Annotated in this window: 19 protein-coding genes; 6 read left to right on the top strand and 13 right to left on the bottom strand. The window is 44.8% G+C overall.

Features of this window, described 5'->3' with window-relative positions:
• Positions 1–77: 77 nt before the first annotated feature.
• A complete protein-coding gene (locus MKX59_RS00500; protein ID WP_023991148.1) occupies positions 78–284 on the bottom strand; it encodes a DUF951 domain-containing protein in 207 nt (68 codons plus the stop codon).
• Positions 274–1,224: a mechanosensitive ion channel family protein gene (locus tag MKX59_RS00495; protein WP_340857298.1), complete on the bottom strand. Its 951-nt coding sequence runs from the start codon at positions 1,222–1,224 to the stop codon at positions 274–276. Before MKX59_RS00495 ends, MKX59_RS00500 begins: the two co-directional genes overlap by 11 nt.
• A gap of 252 nt (positions 1,225–1,476) precedes the next feature.
• Here MKX59_RS00495 and yyaC point away from each other — a divergent pair, with 252 nt between their 5' ends.
• On the top strand, positions 1,477–2,082 hold the full coding sequence (gene yyaC / locus MKX59_RS00490; protein WP_023991150.1) for a spore protease YyaC: 606 nt from the start codon (positions 1,477–1,479) through the stop codon (positions 2,080–2,082).
• Here the strand turns inward: yyaC and MKX59_RS00485 are convergent.
• From MKX59_RS00485 to rpmH, 11 genes are all read right to left on the bottom strand, one after another.
• The gene (locus MKX59_RS00485; protein WP_023991151.1) at positions 2,036–2,557 is read right to left on the bottom strand and encodes a DUF4446 family protein; all 522 of its coding nucleotides are present in this window, start codon (positions 2,555–2,557) and stop codon (positions 2,036–2,038) included. The two genes, yyaC and MKX59_RS00485, sit on opposite strands and share 47 nt — an antisense overlap.
• 198 nt (positions 2,558–2,755) lie before the next feature.
• Entirely contained in the window at positions 2,756–3,598 is an 843-nt protein-coding gene (locus MKX59_RS00480; protein WP_013312809.1) for a ParB/RepB/Spo0J family partition protein, read from the bottom strand.
• Positions 3,591–4,352 (bottom strand): ParA family protein, encoded by a 762-nt coding sequence (locus MKX59_RS00475; protein ID WP_023991152.1) that lies wholly within the window; start codon positions 4,350–4,352, stop codon positions 3,591–3,593. Before MKX59_RS00475 ends, MKX59_RS00480 begins: the two co-directional genes overlap by 8 nt.
• A gap of 186 nt (positions 4,353–4,538) precedes the next feature.
• On the bottom strand, positions 4,539–5,357 hold the full coding sequence (noc, locus tag MKX59_RS00470; protein WP_013312811.1) for a nucleoid occlusion protein: 819 nt from the start codon (positions 5,355–5,357) through the stop codon (positions 4,539–4,541).
• 430 nt (positions 5,358–5,787) lie between these two features.
• Positions 5,788–6,510, bottom strand: coding sequence for a 16S rRNA (guanine(527)-N(7))-methyltransferase RsmG (gene rsmG, locus MKX59_RS00465; RefSeq protein WP_340857295.1), 723 nt, complete (start codon positions 6,508–6,510; stop codon positions 5,788–5,790).
• Positions 6,510–8,399 carry a tRNA uridine-5-carboxymethylaminomethyl(34) synthesis enzyme MnmG gene (gene mnmG, locus MKX59_RS00460; protein WP_023991154.1) on the bottom strand — a complete coding sequence of 630 codons (1,890 nt, stop codon included), beginning with the start codon at positions 8,397–8,399 and terminating at the stop codon, positions 6,510–6,512. The genes rsmG and mnmG overlap by 1 nt, the downstream gene beginning before the upstream one ends.
• 95 nt (positions 8,400–8,494) lie before the next feature.
• Positions 8,495–9,871 (bottom strand): tRNA uridine-5-carboxymethylaminomethyl(34) synthesis GTPase MnmE, encoded by a 1,377-nt coding sequence (gene mnmE / locus MKX59_RS00455; RefSeq protein WP_023991155.1) that lies wholly within the window; start codon positions 9,869–9,871, stop codon positions 8,495–8,497.
• A 128-nt stretch (positions 9,872–9,999) separates the two neighbouring features.
• Positions 10,000–10,761 (bottom strand): RNA-binding cell elongation regulator Jag/EloR, encoded by a 762-nt coding sequence (gene jag, locus MKX59_RS00450; RefSeq protein WP_023991156.1) that lies wholly within the window; start codon positions 10,759–10,761, stop codon positions 10,000–10,002.
• On the bottom strand, positions 10,758–11,624 hold the full coding sequence (locus MKX59_RS00445; protein ID WP_023991157.1) for a YidC/Oxa1 family membrane protein insertase: 867 nt from the start codon (positions 11,622–11,624) through the stop codon (positions 10,758–10,760). Before MKX59_RS00445 ends, jag begins: the two co-directional genes overlap by 4 nt.
• 71 nt (positions 11,625–11,695) lie before the next feature.
• Positions 11,696–12,046: a ribonuclease P protein component gene (rnpA, locus tag MKX59_RS00440; protein WP_013312817.1), complete on the bottom strand. Its 351-nt coding sequence runs from the start codon at positions 12,044–12,046 to the stop codon at positions 11,696–11,698.
• 264 nt (positions 12,047–12,310) lie between these two features.
• On the bottom strand, positions 12,311–12,445 hold the full coding sequence (gene rpmH, locus MKX59_RS00435; protein ID WP_007433250.1) for a 50S ribosomal protein L34: 135 nt from the start codon (positions 12,443–12,445) through the stop codon (positions 12,311–12,313).
• A gap of 1,071 nt (positions 12,446–13,516) precedes the next feature.
• On the opposite strand from rpmH, the gene dnaA reads away from it, so the two are divergent.
• The 5 genes from dnaA (at position 13,517) to remB (ending at position 17,896) form a co-directional block, all read left to right on the top strand.
• Entirely contained in the window at positions 13,517–14,863 is a 1,347-nt protein-coding gene (dnaA, locus tag MKX59_RS00430) for a chromosomal replication initiator protein DnaA (protein WP_023986414.1), read from the top strand.
• Positions 14,864–15,049: 186 nt separating this feature from the next.
• A complete protein-coding gene (gene dnaN, locus MKX59_RS00425; protein ID WP_071559552.1) occupies positions 15,050–16,192 on the top strand; it encodes a DNA polymerase III subunit beta in 1,143 nt (380 codons plus the stop codon).
• Positions 16,193–16,239: 47 nt separating this feature from the next.
• Positions 16,240–16,458 carry a S4 domain-containing protein YaaA gene (gene yaaA / locus MKX59_RS00420; protein ID WP_023986416.1) on the top strand — a complete coding sequence of 73 codons (219 nt, stop codon included), beginning with the start codon at positions 16,240–16,242 and terminating at the stop codon, positions 16,456–16,458.
• 54 nt (positions 16,459–16,512) lie between these two features.
• Positions 16,513–17,628 carry a DNA replication/repair protein RecF gene (recF, locus tag MKX59_RS00415; RefSeq protein ID WP_013308098.1) on the top strand — a complete coding sequence of 372 codons (1,116 nt, stop codon included), beginning with the start codon at positions 16,513–16,515 and terminating at the stop codon, positions 17,626–17,628.
• Between the two features lie 16 nt (positions 17,629–17,644).
• A complete protein-coding gene (gene remB, locus MKX59_RS00410; RefSeq protein ID WP_007433255.1) occupies positions 17,645–17,896 on the top strand; it encodes an extracellular matrix regulator RemB in 252 nt (83 codons plus the stop codon).
• The last annotated feature ends 10 nt before the right edge of the window (positions 17,897–17,906 follow it).

Raw genomic sequence — 17,906 nt, 5'->3', positions numbered from 1 at the left:
TCATCATTGCAACTGTGACGCAAGCTGATTCTGGTTCATCGCCATGCATCTTTCTTGGCTCAATTCGCTTCCGTGTTTTAATCGTCGGCGTTGGCCTTTGATCGCAGCACTTTCTTCATATTCTTTTCGAACTTGGCACGCGGAATCAGCACACTATGCTGGCAACCGACACATTTGATTCGAATATCCATCCCCATGCGGATAATTTCCATTTCATTCGTTCCACACGGATGAGGCTTCTTCATCTGTACAATGTCCCCTAGTTCAAATGACTTACGCTCCACCCTTCTCTCCCCCTTTTATTCCTTGCTCATCTTCTTTTTCTAGGGTTATCGCCGTCTCCAAGGCGGCCTGACGATGTTCCTCATCCTCTAGGGCCTTCTTGATGTTATTCTGAATATCGCGCTCTACCACGGCCCCTGTATTTGGCATACATTCTGCCACAACACGCACAATATACTCTGAGGTAGTCATGGACTGAACCCCTAACACATCTGGTATATTAAGTATCTGTACATTGGACTCCTCAATGCCTTCGATTGCCTGTTTTACCAAACCAACTGCTTCCTCCAGACTACGCTCGGCCTTCATTGGCACATCCACTACCGCCAACGCGTTGGACATGGAGAAGTTTGTTACCGTTGTAATTGAGCCGTTCGGTAAAATGTACACCTCACCTTTCCAGCTCACCAGTCTGGTTGTGCGCAGCCCGATCATTTCCACCGTACCCTTGAAAGTACCTGTCTGAATGACGTCTCCTACGGCAAATTGATCTTCAAAAATAATGAAGAATCCAGTAATTACATCCTTAACCAGGCTCTGTGCCCCAAAACCAACGGCCAATCCAAGCACTCCAGCTCCAGCAATCAGAGGACCAAGATTAATGCCCATTTGAGAAAGCACCAGCATAATCAAGATGAAATTGAATACAATATTGGTTACATTTTTTAGCAATTCCCCAACGGTCGTTAACCGCCTTGTATTCAATCGGAATCTGCCGTTATCTCCCTTTTGTTGCATTGACTTATCTATAATTTTATTAATAACTCGAATAAAGATACGTGTAATAATGAAAATAATTGCAATTTTCAAAATCACAAACAAAAAGGTCGACCACATCTCACCATCTGTAATGAATTTCCATACGATATCCTTCAAGTGGATAGCACCCTTCACTACCTCTTCTGTGCCTGAATCGCCCTCCAGCCAATGCATAAAGGTCATCCTGTACTCCTCCTTAAAAAAGGGAACTACTCTTCCTGCTTCCCGAATTCTATTTCCTAACTATATAAGCTTATCTACTGACTTCAAACATATGGCTATGAATAATCTACTTCCTTCGAGTATAAAAGCACAAGTTTATCCATATACTAGCTACTATCTTGAGAATAAATGTTACCCGCAGGCTAATTGTTATTCTCCAAGGTACAGCGAGCGCAACCTTCACACTCCATTACAGAGCGAAAGGAAGATTCCATGACTCATCCATCTGACTTCATTCCGGAGCAAGAACCCCTAAGCTTAAAAATATCACACACAGACCCCGGGATCCAATCAGCCATCATCCATCGTCTGCTGTTCCATCTGCATCAGGCGCCGAGTCTGCAAAATATCGTCATTATTTGCATCGGCACCGACCGTTCTACTGGAGATTGCCTGGGTCCGCTCGTAGGTACGCATTTATCACGCTACAAAAGCCCTCTGTTTAACCTATACGGTACATTAGAGGAGCCTGTACATGCTATGAACCTGCAAACGACGCTGAATGGCATACAAGCCCGATATGAACAGCCTTATATCATTGGTATAGATGCATGTCTTGGACAAACCTCCAGCGTTGGATGCATTCAGGTTTCAGATGGTCCTCTCAAGCCTGGAGCAGGTGTAAATAAAGAATTACCGCCGGTCGGCGATATCCATTTAACTGGTATCGTTAACGTCGGCGGCTTCATGGAATACTTCGTGCTGCAAAATACGAGACTAAATTTGGTAATGAAATTATCAGATATCATTGCTGGCAGCCTATACTCCGCAATTAAGGAGTGGCATTACCGTTCTGTCCTGCTTGCTGCGCAAGAGTAACGGCTTCTTTTTCTTCAGGTGATAAGGAATAGGTGGATTGTCCCGCTTCTAGAGGCTTGGCATACACATATGAGCCATCTCGGTTATAAATGCCGGTTAATACCATACCATCCTGATTGTCGTCTACAATAGCCAGGGAAAAGCTTAAATCGCTTCCTCTCTCACCAAAGGCATTATAGCGTTTGATACCTATATGTCCCTTCAAGCCAGCCAGTTTACTACGTAATGATTTCATACTTGCACGATGGGTTTCCTGCTCATCCTCAATCGTATCCATCTGTACCTTCAAATCAATCAGCAGCGTTTCCAAATTCTCGACACCGCTGCCTGCCATCATGGTTTCATACTTTCGCCGCATCTTCTTCAGCTTTGCACCCTGCACGATAATAACAATCAACAGGATGAGCAAAATAAGCACGATCCCTGCAACGATTCCGGCAAGCTGTTCCATGATTAGTCCATTCAATTCAGCCATATGCTTGCTTCTACTCCTCTACCTCAAAAATCATGTTACTGCATACTTATATTTTATACGTTTGAGAACAGCGAAACAAATAACACAAGGCTATTAGTTTATCCATCAAAACCATTCTAATTCCTGCAATTCCAGACAAAGCAAAGACATATCTCACTTTCCATTTTACTCAAGGAGACATGTCCATATTTCAACAAACTACTGTAATAGCTCCAGTAATCTTTCCAAATCCTGCTGGCTGTAATAATTCAATTCAATTTTGCCTTTATCCTTATTGTGCTTGATCTTTACAGTTGTTTTAAAGCGTTCACGCAGGGACTCTTCCATATGGTCAATATAGGGGTCCTTTTTTCGTACCTTTGTTTTGGCTTTCGCCTCACCAGGCTTATGATCCAACTGCTGTACAGCTTCCTCCAGTTCGCGAACACTCCACTGCTGTTCAATACATTGCTGTGCTAACTGTTTCACCATGTCTGGATCTTTGAGCCCAACAATAGCTCTAGCATGTCCCATAGACAATGTTCCACGTGAAACATGATCTTTAACTTCTTCAGGCAATGCGAGCAAGCGAAGGAAATTGGCAATATGAGAACGTGATTTTCCCACTTTCATGGACAACTCTTCCTGAGTTAAAGAAAACTGATCCATTAATCCCTGATAAGCTACTGCCACTTCCATTGCATTCAAATTCTCACGCTGTAAATTCTCAATCAGGGCAATCTCCATCACCTGCTGATCCGTAAAATTGCGAACAACTACAGGTATAGTCGGATTCCCACAAAATTGAGAAGCCCGAAAACGTCTTTCCCCGGCTATGATTTCATATCCTCGCAATACACTACGTGCAATAATAGGTTGGATAACACCGTGCTGACGAATGGATTCGGCTAATTCCTTAATGGACTCTTCATCAAACGTTTTTCGAGGCTGGTACGGATTCGCACGCAACTGGCTGAGCGGAATGTCAACAACCTTATCCTCTTCATTGACTGTAAGGGAGGGAATGAGTGCATCAAGTCCTTTTCCCAACCGTTTACTCATAAGATACCACTTCCTTTGCCAACTCAATATATACCTCTGCCCCACGGGAACGGGGATCATACGTAATAATGGACTGGCCATGTGATGGTGCTTCGCTGAGTCTCACATTGCGTGGAATAATCGTCTGATAAACCTTGCTTTGAAAATACTTTTTCACTTCTTCAATCACCTGAATACCCAAGTTCGTGCGAGCATCAAACATGGTTAACAGCACACCTTCAATTTGCAATGAGGTGTTCAGATGTTTTTGCACTAATCGCACGGTATTCAACAATTGACTTAATCCTTCCAATGCGTAATATTCACACTGGATTGGAATAATGACTGAATCGGAAGCCGTCAATGAATTGAGCGTCAAAATACCCAGCGATGGCGGGCAATCAATTAATATATAATCATAATTATGCTTAACGAGTTGAAGCGATCTTTTTAATCTCAATTCACGAGAAATGGTCGGTACCAGTTCAATTTCCGCGCCTGCTAACTGAATGGTTGCCGGAATAATATCTAATCCTTCAACCTGTGTACTGACAATAGCTTCGCTAGGATCAACCTCGTTAATGAGTACATCATAAATGCAATTTGCCACATCCGCCTTATTGATACCCACACCGCTGGTTGTATTACCTTGCGGGTCGATATCCACGAGCAATACCCTTTTGCCGAGGGAAGCAAGTCCGGCGCCCAAATTAACGGAAGTAGTTGTTTTGCCTACTCCGCCCTTTTGATTGGCTACGGCTATTATTTTTGACACTTCATTCACCTCATAATTTAATCGGAATCCTGCTACACTCCATGATTGCTAAATGCTCTATGGAGACGTTACTTAGTCCTTAACTTACGGATAACGGCAATTTCAGAATAGAATTGAGTATGCTGCGGTTTTATTCGGCGTTAGACAGAAAAAGCGGCAATTGCTGCCGCCTGTACGCTTCATCCCTTACTTACGTTTGGGAATTTGAATGACAATCTCATAGTGATCCTCATGATCAGATTCCTTGGTTTTGATATCCAAGCCTGAGCCAGACACCATATCAATGGATTGACGTATCGTATTCAGCGCAAGCCGGACATCCTTGGTAAAGGAAATCCGCTTCGATTTCTTATTGGTGGATACTTGTTTATAAAAGGCAACTCGTGCCTCTGTCTGCTTCACATTGAGTTCTTTGGCAATGACTTCATCTAAAACCTTGTACTGTAGTTCTTCGGTCTCTAATGACAATAATGCACGAGCATGACGCTCGGACACCTTCCGTTCCATTAGAGCCTCTTTCACTCTCTCCGGCAGATGAAGCAGCCGTATCTTGTTAGCAATAGTGGATTGGCTTTTACCAAGTCGTTGAGCGAGGCTTTCCTGGGTGAGCTGATGTAGATCAATCAGCTTTTGGTAAGCTACAGCCTCTTCAATCGCAGTTAATCCTTCCCGTTGAAGATTCTCAATCAACGCGATGGATGCAGCTTGTGAATCATTAAACTCACGAACAATGGCTGGAATAGTTTCCATACCCAGCTTGGTGACAGCTCTCCAACGACGTTCCCCTGCTATAATCTCATATTGTCCATTACGGAAACGAACGACAATCGGTTGAATTACACCATGCGTCTTAATGGTCTGGCATAGCTCATCAATCTTCTCGTCGTCAAATATGGTACGGGGCTGATAAGGACTGCTGACAATATCCCGAACTGGAATTTGTTTTATTTCGTCCCCAGTAGATCGCTCCGTCAAACCAAATAGCTTGGAAAATTGTTCTTTCATTCCGTATAATACCACCTAATTTCATAATAGCACCATACTAACAGCGCTTCGTGAAAAACAGTTCCTTACGCGGATCGTAGACCCTTTTATATGAAACAGCACCGTAAGCGGGTACACTCCACGTACTCCCCTGACATTTGTTGTCCCACTCCCCTATATGTATATCTGAATTCATGGGTACAGGAGCAGTCAACTTACATTAAAACGATTATCTCTATTCTATCACTTTTCCAGCCATAATCCTATCGTCTCTACCAGCTTTTCGGAAGGATAAGAGAATAAATTGTGCATCCTCTTTGATAACTATCATCCATCTTCCTCCCCAAATGTAAACAAGGACGCAGTTAGCAAAGAGTCTTTTATGGAAAGAGTCTATCAGCCATAAAAAAAGTGAATGTTTCACGTGAAACATTCACTTTCTTTCAAACATTTACACTAACGGCGTCTTCAAAGGAGTACCCGGCTTACGTGGATATCTTCGTGGTGTCGCCGCTCTTTTTTCAATAATAATCATATGTCTGGCTGCATCTTCAACAGGTAGCTGGAAGGCCTGAACATGTTTGATTTTTCCCTTTAGCTCTTTCAAGCTGTAGGAAGCTTCCTTGATTTCCTCTGTAGGATCACTGCCCTTCATCGCGGCAAAGTGTCCTCCTTCACGGACAAACGGCAAACAAAATTCATTCAATACTGCGAGACGAGCAACCGCTCTGGCTGTCACTAGATCATAACTATCGCGGTATCCTGGTTTACGCCCCAATTCCTCTGCCCTGCTATGAATCAGTTCAACATTTTCCAGACCCAACTGTTCTACCACATGTGCCAAGAATTGTATACGTTTATTCAACGAGTCTACAATAGTCAACTGAATCTGCGGAAAGCATATTTTCAAAGGAATGCCCGGAAAACCTGCACCTGATCCAATATCAGCTAGGCTTTCCACGTCTTTTAACGGTACATAAAAGGCCAGGGAAAGAGAATCATAAAAATGCTTGGTGTACACTGCATCACGCTCAGTAATACCCGTCAGGTTCATTTTTTCATTCCACTCAACCAGCACACGGTAATATGTTTCAAACTGCTCTAACTGACTGTCATTAATCACAATACTATGCTCTGCCAGCCGCTGCTTAAATTGCTGTTGTATCGCGTCCATTATGATCCCCTTGCTGCCGTTACGCGGTTATAATGCTCCAGATAAACCAGCAAAATGGAAATATCCGCAGGAGTTACACCCGAAATACGGGATGCTTGGCCAATCGACATCGGACGGATCTTTTCAAGTTTCTGCTTGGCTTCAATGGCCAGTCCTTGAACTTCACTGTATACAATATCCTCTGGGAGCTTCTTCTTCTCCATCTTTTGCAGACGCTCAACATGCATCAATTGCTTTTCAATGTAGCCCGCATACTTAATTTGGATTTCCACCTGCTCCTGTTCTTCCTCAGTTAGAGCTATAGGTGAAGGTGAGATTTGTGCTACTTGCGCATAACTGATCTCTGGTCGACGCAGCACCGTTAACAGATTACTGCCATCCTGTATTGGTGCAGATCCGCCTTGCTCCAGCATCTCATTTATATCAACCGGACGAACCTTCGCCAAGCGTAAACGTTCAATCTCTTGCTCTACCTTTTGCTTTTTATCCAAAAAGCGCTCGTATCGTTCATCCGTAATTAGGCCAATATCATGCCCGATCGGAGTCAATCGCAGGTCGGCGTTATCATGACGCAACAACAGACGATATTCTGCACGTGACGTCAGCAAGCGATACGGCTCATTCGTACCCTTCGTCACGAGATCGTCAATCAGAACCCCAATGTAGCCTTGCGAACGGTCCAATACGACAGGCTCTTTGCCCTGCACCTTGCGAGCTGCGTTAATACCTGCCATAATCCCTTGACCTGCAGCTTCTTCGTAACCGGAGGTACCGTTAATCTGACCTGCTGTGAACAAGCCTGGGACTTTCTTCGTTTCCAAAGTAGGCCATAACTGCGTAGGTACCATTGCATCATATTCGATAGCATAGCCATTGCGCATCATCTCTACCTTTTCCATCCCCGGAATCGAACGCAGCACAGCTAATTGCACATCCTCTGGCAAGCTGGTGGACAAGCCCTGAACATAATATTCAGATGTGTTTTTACCTTCAGGCTCCAAAAAGATTTGGTGCTTAGGCTTATCACTGAAACGTACCACCTTATCTTCAATAGATGGGCAATAACGTGGTCCCGTTCCTTCAATCAGACCAGAGAACATGGGTGCACGGTGCAAATTATCATTAATAATCTGATGCGTTTCTATTGAAGTATATGTCAGCCAGCAAGGAAGCTGTTCATTATCCGATGACTTCGTTTCATAGGAAAAGAACTTCGGTTGATCATCACCCGGTTGTATTTCCGTTTTGCTAAAATCAATCGTGTCCTTATGCACACGTGGCGGCGTTCCTGTCTTAAATCGAACTAGATCAAAACCCAGCTCTCTCAAATGCTCAGACAATCTCAACGAAGGCTGTTGATTATTTGGACCACTCTCGTACATCAGCTCGCCCATAATGATTTTTCCGCGCAGATAAGTGCCTGTGGTCAGGACAACTGCTTTACTTCGATACTCTGTGCCCGTCTTCGTAATTACACCTACGCAATGGTCGTCTTCCATAATCAGCTCTTCAACCATACCTTGGCGTAAGGTCAGATTCGGTTCCTTTTCCATCGTTTCCTTCATCGTATGCTGATAAGAGAACTTGTCTGCTTGTGCACGCAATGCATGAACCGCGGGACCTTTACCAGTATTCAACATTCTCATTTGGATAAACGTCTTATCGATATTCCGACCCATTTCGCCGCCCAGTGCATCAATTTCTCGCACCACATGCCCTTTTGCAGGACCGCCAATAGACGGGTTGCAGGGCATGAAAGCGACCATATCCAGGTTAATTGTGATCATCAACGTGCGACAGCCCATCCGTGCTGCTGCCAAGGCTGATTCTACGCCCGCATGGCCCGCGCCTACGACAATTACGTCATAGTCGCCTCCTTGGTAACCCATACCTTTCTTACCTCCTTATACATTCCGGTCTTCACGCCGAATATGCTCTTGTATATATAACGATAGTAGGCTTATATCAGCCATGCTTGAAAGTTCTATTTGCCCAGACAAAATTGTGAAAATATTTGATCTATTAGCGCATCATGCGCAGTATCGCCTACAATCTCACCCAAATGCTCCCATGCCAGCCTTACATCAATCTGGATCATGTCGATCGGAACAAATTGATCAGCGGCTTCATAGGCATCTACCAGCGATTGCCGCGCCTTCTTCAACAAAGCAATATGCCGTACGTTGCTGACATATGTCATATCCGCTGATTCCAGCTTGCCGCTAAAGAATAAATTCGATATAGCCTGCTCCAGTCGGTCCGCTCCCTCATTTTCCTTCACAGACATCGGTACGATAAGCTCTTCGGGAACATAACGCAGCAACAAATCCCGGTCTACTTGGGCCGGTAAGTCCATTTTATTCATAATGACAATCGCTTGTCTACCGCGGATTTGTTCCATTAATGCCATTTCATCCTCATGCAGTGGTTCGTTGGCGTTAATGACGATGAGCAGCAGATCCGCTTCACTAACCGCCGTTCTCGAACGTTCTACTCCGATCCGTTCCACTACATCCATCGTTTCACGAATCCCGGCTGTATCCAGCAGCTTGAGCGGAATACTATTAATCGTCACATATTCCTCAATAACGTCACGGGTTGTACCCGGAATATCGGTCACAATTGCCCGCTCGCCCTGAGCCAATGTGTTCAGCAGTGATGATTTTCCCACATTTGGTCTTCCAACAATCGCTGTGGTCAGCCCTTCACGTAAAATCTTTCCCTGCTCCGCCGTATGCAACAGCCGATCAATTTCCGTCATGACCTGACTGCTTTTATCCTTGATTAAGTCAGATGTAAAAGATTCAACATCATGCTCAGGATAATCAATGTTCACTTCAATATGAGCAAGTGTCTCCACCAAAACATGACGCAAGCGACGAATATTCTGGGACAGTTGTCCATCCACCTGCTTCAAAGCCACCGAAAAAGCTTTATCTGATTTGGAACGAATCAAGTCAATGACACCCTCCGCCTGACTCAGGTCAATACGACCATTCAAAAAAGCACGTTTCGTAAATTCACCTGGCTCAGCCAGACGTATATTTTGCAGCAATAGTAAATCCATCACCCGTTTGACGGCTACGACCCCGCCATGAGTGCTGATTTCTACGACATCTTCTGTCGTAAAAGAGCGCGGGGCCCGCATCACTGTAACTAAAACTTCCTCCACCTTTTCCTGGCTTTGAGGATCTATTATATGTCCATAATGTACCGTGTGAGTTGGAGCCTTGCTTAGAGGCGTTTTACTACGGAACAATGCCTCCACTTCCATGACCGCTTCTGGACCGCTGATCCGTACAACCGCAATGCCGCCCTCGCCGACAGCCGTTGCAATGGCAGCTATAGTATCGCTCAGCATAAAGTTTCTACCTCCTATCAAGTAGAAACGACATTGCCGTCCTTCATCAAGGACGGCAGCCGTTTCAGCGAGAAATATAAGAAAAAAAGCAATGGCTTCTGCATCTTGCAGAGAGCCATTGCGTCGGATTATTTTTTAGCAATGACAACGCGCCGATTGGGCTCGTCCCCCTTGCTGTATGTTCTAACCAGCGCATGCTGTTGGAGCTTGGCGTGAATCAGCTTCCGCTCCTGTGACGGCATTGGCTCCAGTACCACTTCCTTGCCATAACGAATAGCCTGGTTTGCCAACCGATCTGCCAAATCCTCCAGCGTTTTTTGCCGACGTGCACGAAATTGCTCGGCATCCAGCACAATTCGGATGAATTTGTCAGAATGACGGTTGGCAACGATATTCGTCAGGTACTGTAATGCATCCAATGTCTGTCCTCTGCGGCCGATCAACATACCGAGTGACGGACCGGAGATATCCAGTATACTTTCATCCTTGCGGTGGCGGACATCAACTTTAACGTCCAGTCCCATTCCTGCTGCTGTTTCACGGATGAAACGCACCGCCTCTTCATAAGGGTCTATATGTCCCGAGGGTGCTTCCATGTTCATCTGTGCTTCCTGTGCAACAGGCCCAGTTTCCTCTGATAAAGCCTGTCCCACGCTAGAAGGTGCTTGAGCCGATACATGAGGTTCAGCCGCGTGTGTGGTTTCAGGAGACGGCTCAGAGAGCAGCGTAAGCTCCACCTTCGCCTTCTTGACCCCGAGCCACCCCAGGAATCCTTTTGACGGCTGTTCCAACACGCTTACGGTTACCCGTTCACGGCTTACTCCCAGCTGGGAGAGTCCTTGTCTTACAGCATCTTCAACGGTTTTTCCTGATGTCACGACTTTGGTCATCTCGACTTTTTAGCCCCCTTCGTGTTTTTGCCACTTTTTTTCTTACTATTGGAGGAACCTGTTTTCGCGAGACTGGCTGTTTTCACATTCGCCAGTGCTGCTTCTTTATCCTTATTCCGATAAAGGAAATAGTTTTGAATGATCGTGTAAATATTACTGTAGAACCAGTACAACGGCAAAGCGGATGGGAAGTTGTACGACATGAACAGAATCAGCACCGGATAGACGTACAGCAAAAATTGCATTGGTCCCTGCTGCGGCGTCGGATTCATTTTCATCATCATCCAGGTTTGGACAAAAGTCGTAATCGCTGCCAAAATCGGCAGGATAAACAAGTGATCCGGTTTACCTAACTGGAGCCACAAGAAGTCATGATCCCGCAATGCCGAGTTATAATAAATGGCATTATAAAGCGCGATGAAAATTGGCATCTGTACTACCAAAGGAAGACAGCCAGCCATCGGGTTGACCTTATTTTCCTGGAACAACTTCATCGTCTCTTGCTGGACTTTTTCAGGCGTATCCTTGTACTTCGCTTGAATTTCTTTTAATTGCGGCTGAATGGCCTGCATAGCTTTGGAACTACGTACTTGCTTGAGTGTAAGCGGCAAAATAATGGTTCGCACGATAATCACCAGAATCAGTACGGCCAGGCCATACTCTCCAGAGAACCATTGGGCAAATGTATCTAACGCATACGAAAACCAGTAAACGACATATCTTTGCCAAAACGATCCATTGGCCAAGTCTGCCGTCGTGTAAGAATTGTGGGCCGTCTGAGCACATCCGGACAGCACAGCAACAAGTGCCAATAAGGCAATCAGGAGGAACCATTTTCCTCGTTGAGTCTTCAAACGCGACACTTCATAACCCCTTTCTTAACCAATCCATTCCAACGTAAATCATACCATATCCTGTAGGACAAAGATACTGACTATCGGCGTGAAGACTTGAGCAGCGAGGCTTTGCGTAGAACGTGCAGCACGCTTTTCTCCAGCTCTTGATACGACATTGTAACCGCACCCTTACGAACGATAAAAATCAGGTCAATCTGCTCCACCAATTCATGCTCATGATGGCGCACAATTTCCTTAACGATTCTCCGCATCCGGTTGCGAACTACTGCGTTGCCGATCTTCTTGCTGGCCGAAATTCCGACGCGGAACTGCTCTACCTCTCTGCGGCGGAACCAGTACACCACAAACTGATGGTTGGCAAAAGATTTGCCATGGCGGTATACGCGCCCAAAGTCCGCCCGGTTTCGTAGACGCAATTTTTTTTGCACGGCGCTTCTCCTTGCTCATCTCTTTTACACATGTCGGTAAGCTAACCTTTACCTTTTATATAGTAAGAAGTATGGACAACATTCCAACATGGTAATCTCGCTTATTTTATATCCGTTTTCAAAAGCTTCATCTAATATAGGACAGGATGCTGGACTTCTCCCTCTTCTTTCACTACATTTTTTACAACAATAAAAGAAGGAATCCGATCCCTGAATACCTCAATTATGAAAAAAAAGACCACCGTAGTGGTCTTTATGCACGCATTACGCACTCAATACTTTTCTACCTTTTTGGCGACGAGCTGCCAAAACTTTACGGCCATTCTTCGTGCTCATTCTTTTACGGAAGCCGTGAACTTTTTTACGTTTGCTGACATTCGGTCTGAAAGTCGGTCTCATTGTGCTGCACCTCCTTACAAGGAATACGTTTTATATGGAATATACCTAACGTAGCAATCTCCACAAAAAACACCTTTGTACATTTAACCACAAATAGCGGCCAAAGTCAATGTACTTGTGAATCCTCTCCCTCTTTTTCGCATTCAGGAAGCCTCTCCCCTTCCTCCCGCTCACTCACTTCACTCTTTTATCCCCTTACTTCATAAAACTTCTTTCACCTCTCCCTCCATCATCAGCATTCTATTTGTAGCTTTCGCTCCTCCAAAAACGTTTTTTTACATTTATTCATTCTGTAACTTGAATCCATCCTATTTTCAGATCGACGTTATCAGGTTCGTTCAAAAATAATGTCGGAAACGTTACCGGAAATTTTCAACAGAAAAATAAGCCTCTGTGACCAAAAGGCAACGGCTGTTATACACAGATCCACAAAAAGAACTGAATTGTGATTTAAATGGTCATAACCTGTGCATAACATTTTAGAGTAAAAAAGAGTTATTGTCGAAAACTGAACAAATTATAAACAATATCTTGTGTTGTGAATAAAAATTGTACACAACAGATTGAATTTGTGGATAAATAACCACCAGTCATTGAAATACAAGGCTTCTTTTGCTATGATGATATTACTTTTGAATGTGAATATGTTGTTTTACCCTCCATATTATCAACACCCTGTGGATAAAGTTGTGAACAAGTTCAATTTATCCATCTTTTTATTTTTGTGCGGATTCGGGATTCTGGGGATATATTCTACATTTTTCATTTGATTTCGACATATTGCAGTCCCGTTTTGGCCTGCGGGATCAAGAGAACGGATCGTGCCGCACATTCCCTCCTGAGAAATATCGCCTTTCTTCTGCTGATCAGCAGCGGAATTTCCATTAGCTATTTTTCAGGGTCATTTTGTGCTGCGTTCTCTCACCACACTGCCGCATGATTTAGGCGGCGGTATGTCTTTTTATGGCCTTCAACAACATTTTTGGGATTTAGGCGTTTTGCCGAAGCGCCGAGAGCAGCTCTCTGCAGCTTAATTCGGTAAAATGTCAGGATTTAAAAGGAGTGACGTCTGTGGACAGCCATACCTCTGAACTATGGCAGCAAATTCTATCCATCATACAAACCAAGCTGAGTAAGCCGAGTTACGACACTTGGTTTAAGGCTACCAAGGCAGCGAAACTAAATGACCACTCCATTGTGATTTCTGCACCGACAACTTTTGCCGTGGAATGGCTTGAAAGCCGCTATACCAAGCTAGTCGGAGCAACGGTTTATGAAATTTTGGGCAAACAACTAGAGGTCAAGTTCGTTATTGAAGAGAACAAGCCCGCCGAGGTCGACCTTCAGCAACAACCTCAGCAGCAGCCGGTCGTTCATGAAGAAGCTGTGTCCCATATGCTGAATCCCAAATATACATTCGATACATTCGTCATCGGATCGGGGAACCGTTTTGCCCATGCGGCATCGCTGGCCGTCGCCGAGGCGCCGGCAAAAGCTTACAATCCGCTGTTTTTATACGGTGGTGTGGGGCTGGGGAAAACGCATCTGATGCACGCTATCGGACACTATATTTTGGAGCACAATCCGACCAGCAAGGTCGTTTATTTATCGTCGGAGAAGTTTACGAATGAATTCATTAATGCCATCCGGGACAACCGCGGGGAAAGTTTCCGGAATAAATATCGCAACATTGATATTTTGCTCATTGATGATATTCAATTCATTGCGGGCAAGGAATCGACGCAGGAGGAATTTTTCCACACGTTCAACGCCCTTCATGAGGAACGCAAGCAGATTATAATCTCAAGCGATCGGCCGCCTAAAGAAATTCCAACGCTGGAAGAACGGCTGCGCTCTCGCTTTGAGTGGGGACTTATTACGGATATTCAACCGCCGGATCTGGAGACGAGAATTGCTATTCTTCGGAAAAAGGCGCGGGCGGAGAACCTGGATATTCCTAATGAGGCCATGATGTATATCGCTAATCAAATTGATACAAACATCCGTGAGCTGGAAGGGGCGCTTATTCGCGTTGTCGCTTATTCCTCCTTAACCAATCAGGATGTCACAAGTCATCTCGCGGCTGAGGCGTTGAAAGATATTATCCCGTCCAGTCGTCCAAAAATGATCACGATTCAGGATATACAGCATCAAGTCGGGGAATTTTACAACCTACGGCTGGAGGATTTTAAAGCGCGTAAGCGGACGAAGGCTGTAGCTTTTCCACGACAGATTGCCATGTACCTGTCTCGTGAGCTAACCGACTATTCTTTGCCAAAAATCGGCGAAGCCTTCGGTGGGCGTGATCATACGACTGTCATTCATGCGCACGAAAAAATCTCCAAATCCATTCAAGTGGATCAGGATCTGTTTAAAGTTATCAACAGCCTAATAGAAAAAATCAAAAATCCAACCTGAATAAGTTCAGAGCCTATACACAATTTATACACATGTGGATAGGCTTGATTTTATTAGGGTTACAGTGACTTATCCACATATTCAGTGCGCCTATTACTATTACTAATATATTTTAAAGATATACATCACCTAAATAAGGCCCGCGTCAACGCGTGCTTGAAGGATTAAAACCCGTAGGAGGAACTTATGAAGATCAGCATTCTGAAAAACGTTTTGAACGAGGCTATACAACATGTATCCAAAGCGATATCAAGTCGGACTACGATTCCAATTCTGAGTGGTATTAAGCTGGATGTGAATCACCAGGGAGTAACGCTGACCGCCAGCGATACAGACATCTCCATTCAATCCTTTATTCCGATGGAGGATGGTGACCAAACTGTTGTTCAGGTCGTACAACCCGGCAGTGTTGTGCTGCCTGCCAAATTCTTTGTCGAAATTATCAAAAAGTTGCCGTCGCAGGAGATCCATATGGAGGTAAAAGACCAATTTCAAACCTTTATCTCGTCTGGCGCAACTGAAATTCAGATTGTTGGCTTGGACCCTGAAGAATTCCCGGTGCTTCCCAACATTGAAGAAAATCAAGTCATCTCTGTTCCAGGAGATTTACTTAAAAATATGATTAAACAGACGGTATTCTCCATCTCCACCCACGAAACGACACCGATTTTAACTGGCGTGTTGTGGAATCTGGCTGAGGGTGAATTGAAGTTTGTGGCAACGGACCGCCACCGCCTTGCCACCCGTAGCGCTCATTTGGAGACGTCTGAAGGCTTGCGTTTTAGCAATGTTGTCATTGCGGGCAAAACGCTGAATGAGCTGAGCAGAATTATTCCAGATCAAAATATGCTTGTGGATATCGTAGTAGCGGACAATCAGGTATTATTCAAAGTAGATCGGGTGCTATTTTATTCCCGCATCTTGGACGGCACCTATCCTGATACTTCTAGAATTATTCCGACCTCCTACAAAACAGAACTGATTGTGGATACAAAAAGTTTAAGTGAGTCAATTGACCGTGCTTATTTGCTGTCCCGTGAGGAAAAAACGAATATTGTAAAAATGCAGTCGCTGGAAAATGGCGGTTTGGAGATTTCCTCTAGTTCCTCTGAGCTTGGCAAAGTGCGTGAGGAAGTAACTGTGTCCAAATTTGAGGGAGAGCCGCTCAAAATTTCGTTCAACTCTAAATACATGCTCGACGTGCTGAAGGTGATTGACAGCGAGCAACTGACGATTGCTTTTACCGGCATTATGAGCCCCATTATTTTAAAACCGGCTGATTCCAGCAATGCGCTGTATATCATCCTGCCATATCGCACAACCAACTGACGTTTAGCGTTAACCCACCCGAGGACAAGCGAAAGGATGAACAAGCCTTGAAACAGATATCTATACAAACTGAATACATTAAGCTCGATCAATTTTTAAAATTAGCCGATTGTGTATCCACAGGAGGCATGGCTAAAGCCCTGCTGCAAGAGGGACAAGTCCGTGTGAATGGTGAACCGGAAGAACGTCGTGGAAGAAAACTGTACCCGGGTGATACCGTAGAAGTAGAGGACAACGGAAGTTTCGAAGTTACAGCAGGAGCATGATCGCCTGGGTGGCAAGGACTCCTTTTAGGTACGGAGTAACAAGGGGGACCCTATGTGTTTGTGAACAACATTGTTTTGCAGCAGTATCGGAACTATGAACAGCTGGAGCTGAATGAATTTGGGCCCGTTAATTTGCTGATCGGACAAAATGCGCAGGGCAAAACGAATCTGGTAGAGGCGATTTTTGTACTGGCTTTAACCAAAAGTCATCGAACGTCCCGCGACAAGGAGTTAATCTCTTTCGGGGCTACTTCCACTCACCTAGCTGCGGATGTGGATAAAAAATACGGGAAAATCAGACTGGATCTCGCGTTATCCACACAAGGCAAAAAAGCAAAGATCAACGGACTGGAGCAGCGCAAACTGAGCGATTTTATCGGTTCGTTAAATGTGGTCATGTTTGCACCTGAGGATCTGGAAATTGTGAAAGGAACACCGGGGGTTCGCCGCCGGTTTCTTGACATGGAAATCGGACAGGTTGCGCCAGGATATCTGTATCATTTGCAGCAATATCAGAAAGTATTGGTTCAGCGAAACAACCTGCTCAAGCAAGCTTGGGGTAAGGATATGGCGTCAGTGCAGCTGATGCTGGAGGTATGGAATGAGCAACTTGTTGAGCATGGTGTTAAAATTGTTAAAAAGCGGAAACAATTTATAACAAAGCTACAAAAGTGGGCTCAGGCCATTCATGAAGGGATCGCAGGTGGGACAGAAGAGTTAAAATTAACCTATGTTCCCTCCTTCAGTGAGCCAGAGGAAGAAGATGAAGCTGTCTTATTGGAGCGATTTATGATAAAGTTATCCCAAATGAGGGAACAGGAAATCCGCCGTGGCATGACTTTGGCGGGACCCCATCGTGACGATTTGGCCTTTGCCATTAACGGCAGAGAAGTGCATACGTATGGCTCTCAGGGGCAGCAGCGGACGACGGCCCTGTCCTTGAAGTTGGCCGAAATAGAGTTAATTCATGAGGAAATTGGTGAATATCCTGTCTTGCTGCTGGATGATGTTTTGTCCGAGCTGGACCCCTATCGTCAGACCCAGCTGATCGAGACTTTCCAAAGCAAGGTACAGACCTTTATCACGGCAACCGGGGTTGAGACTTTGAACGCAGAACGACTCAAGGATGCCAATATTTATCACGTCCACGACGGGCATGTGGAACACTAAGGAGTGAGTGACCGCTATGTATATTCATCTGGGTGGAGAAAAAATCATCCGCTCGTCAGAGCTTGTGGCTATTTTCGATATCTCGATTGAAAAATCCTCTAAAATCTCCAAGCAATATGTGAACCACGCCCAACAGCAAAAGCATGTCGAGATGATTGGCGAAGAGGAAGCCAAGTCCATCGTAGTGACTCAGAATACGGTGTATTATTCCCCCATCTCCTCAACAACACTCAAAAAGCGGGCAAACCAGTTTGTTGCCAATGCTTAACCATAGAATC

The sequence above is a fragment of the Paenibacillus sp. FSL R7-0340 genome, assembly GCF_038002205.1.
GTDB classification, from domain to species: domain Bacteria; phylum Bacillota; class Bacilli; order Paenibacillales; family Paenibacillaceae; genus Paenibacillus; species Paenibacillus polymyxa_B.
Note: the sequence above shows the minus strand (reverse complement) of the source record. Positions and strands in the feature narration are given on the sequence as shown.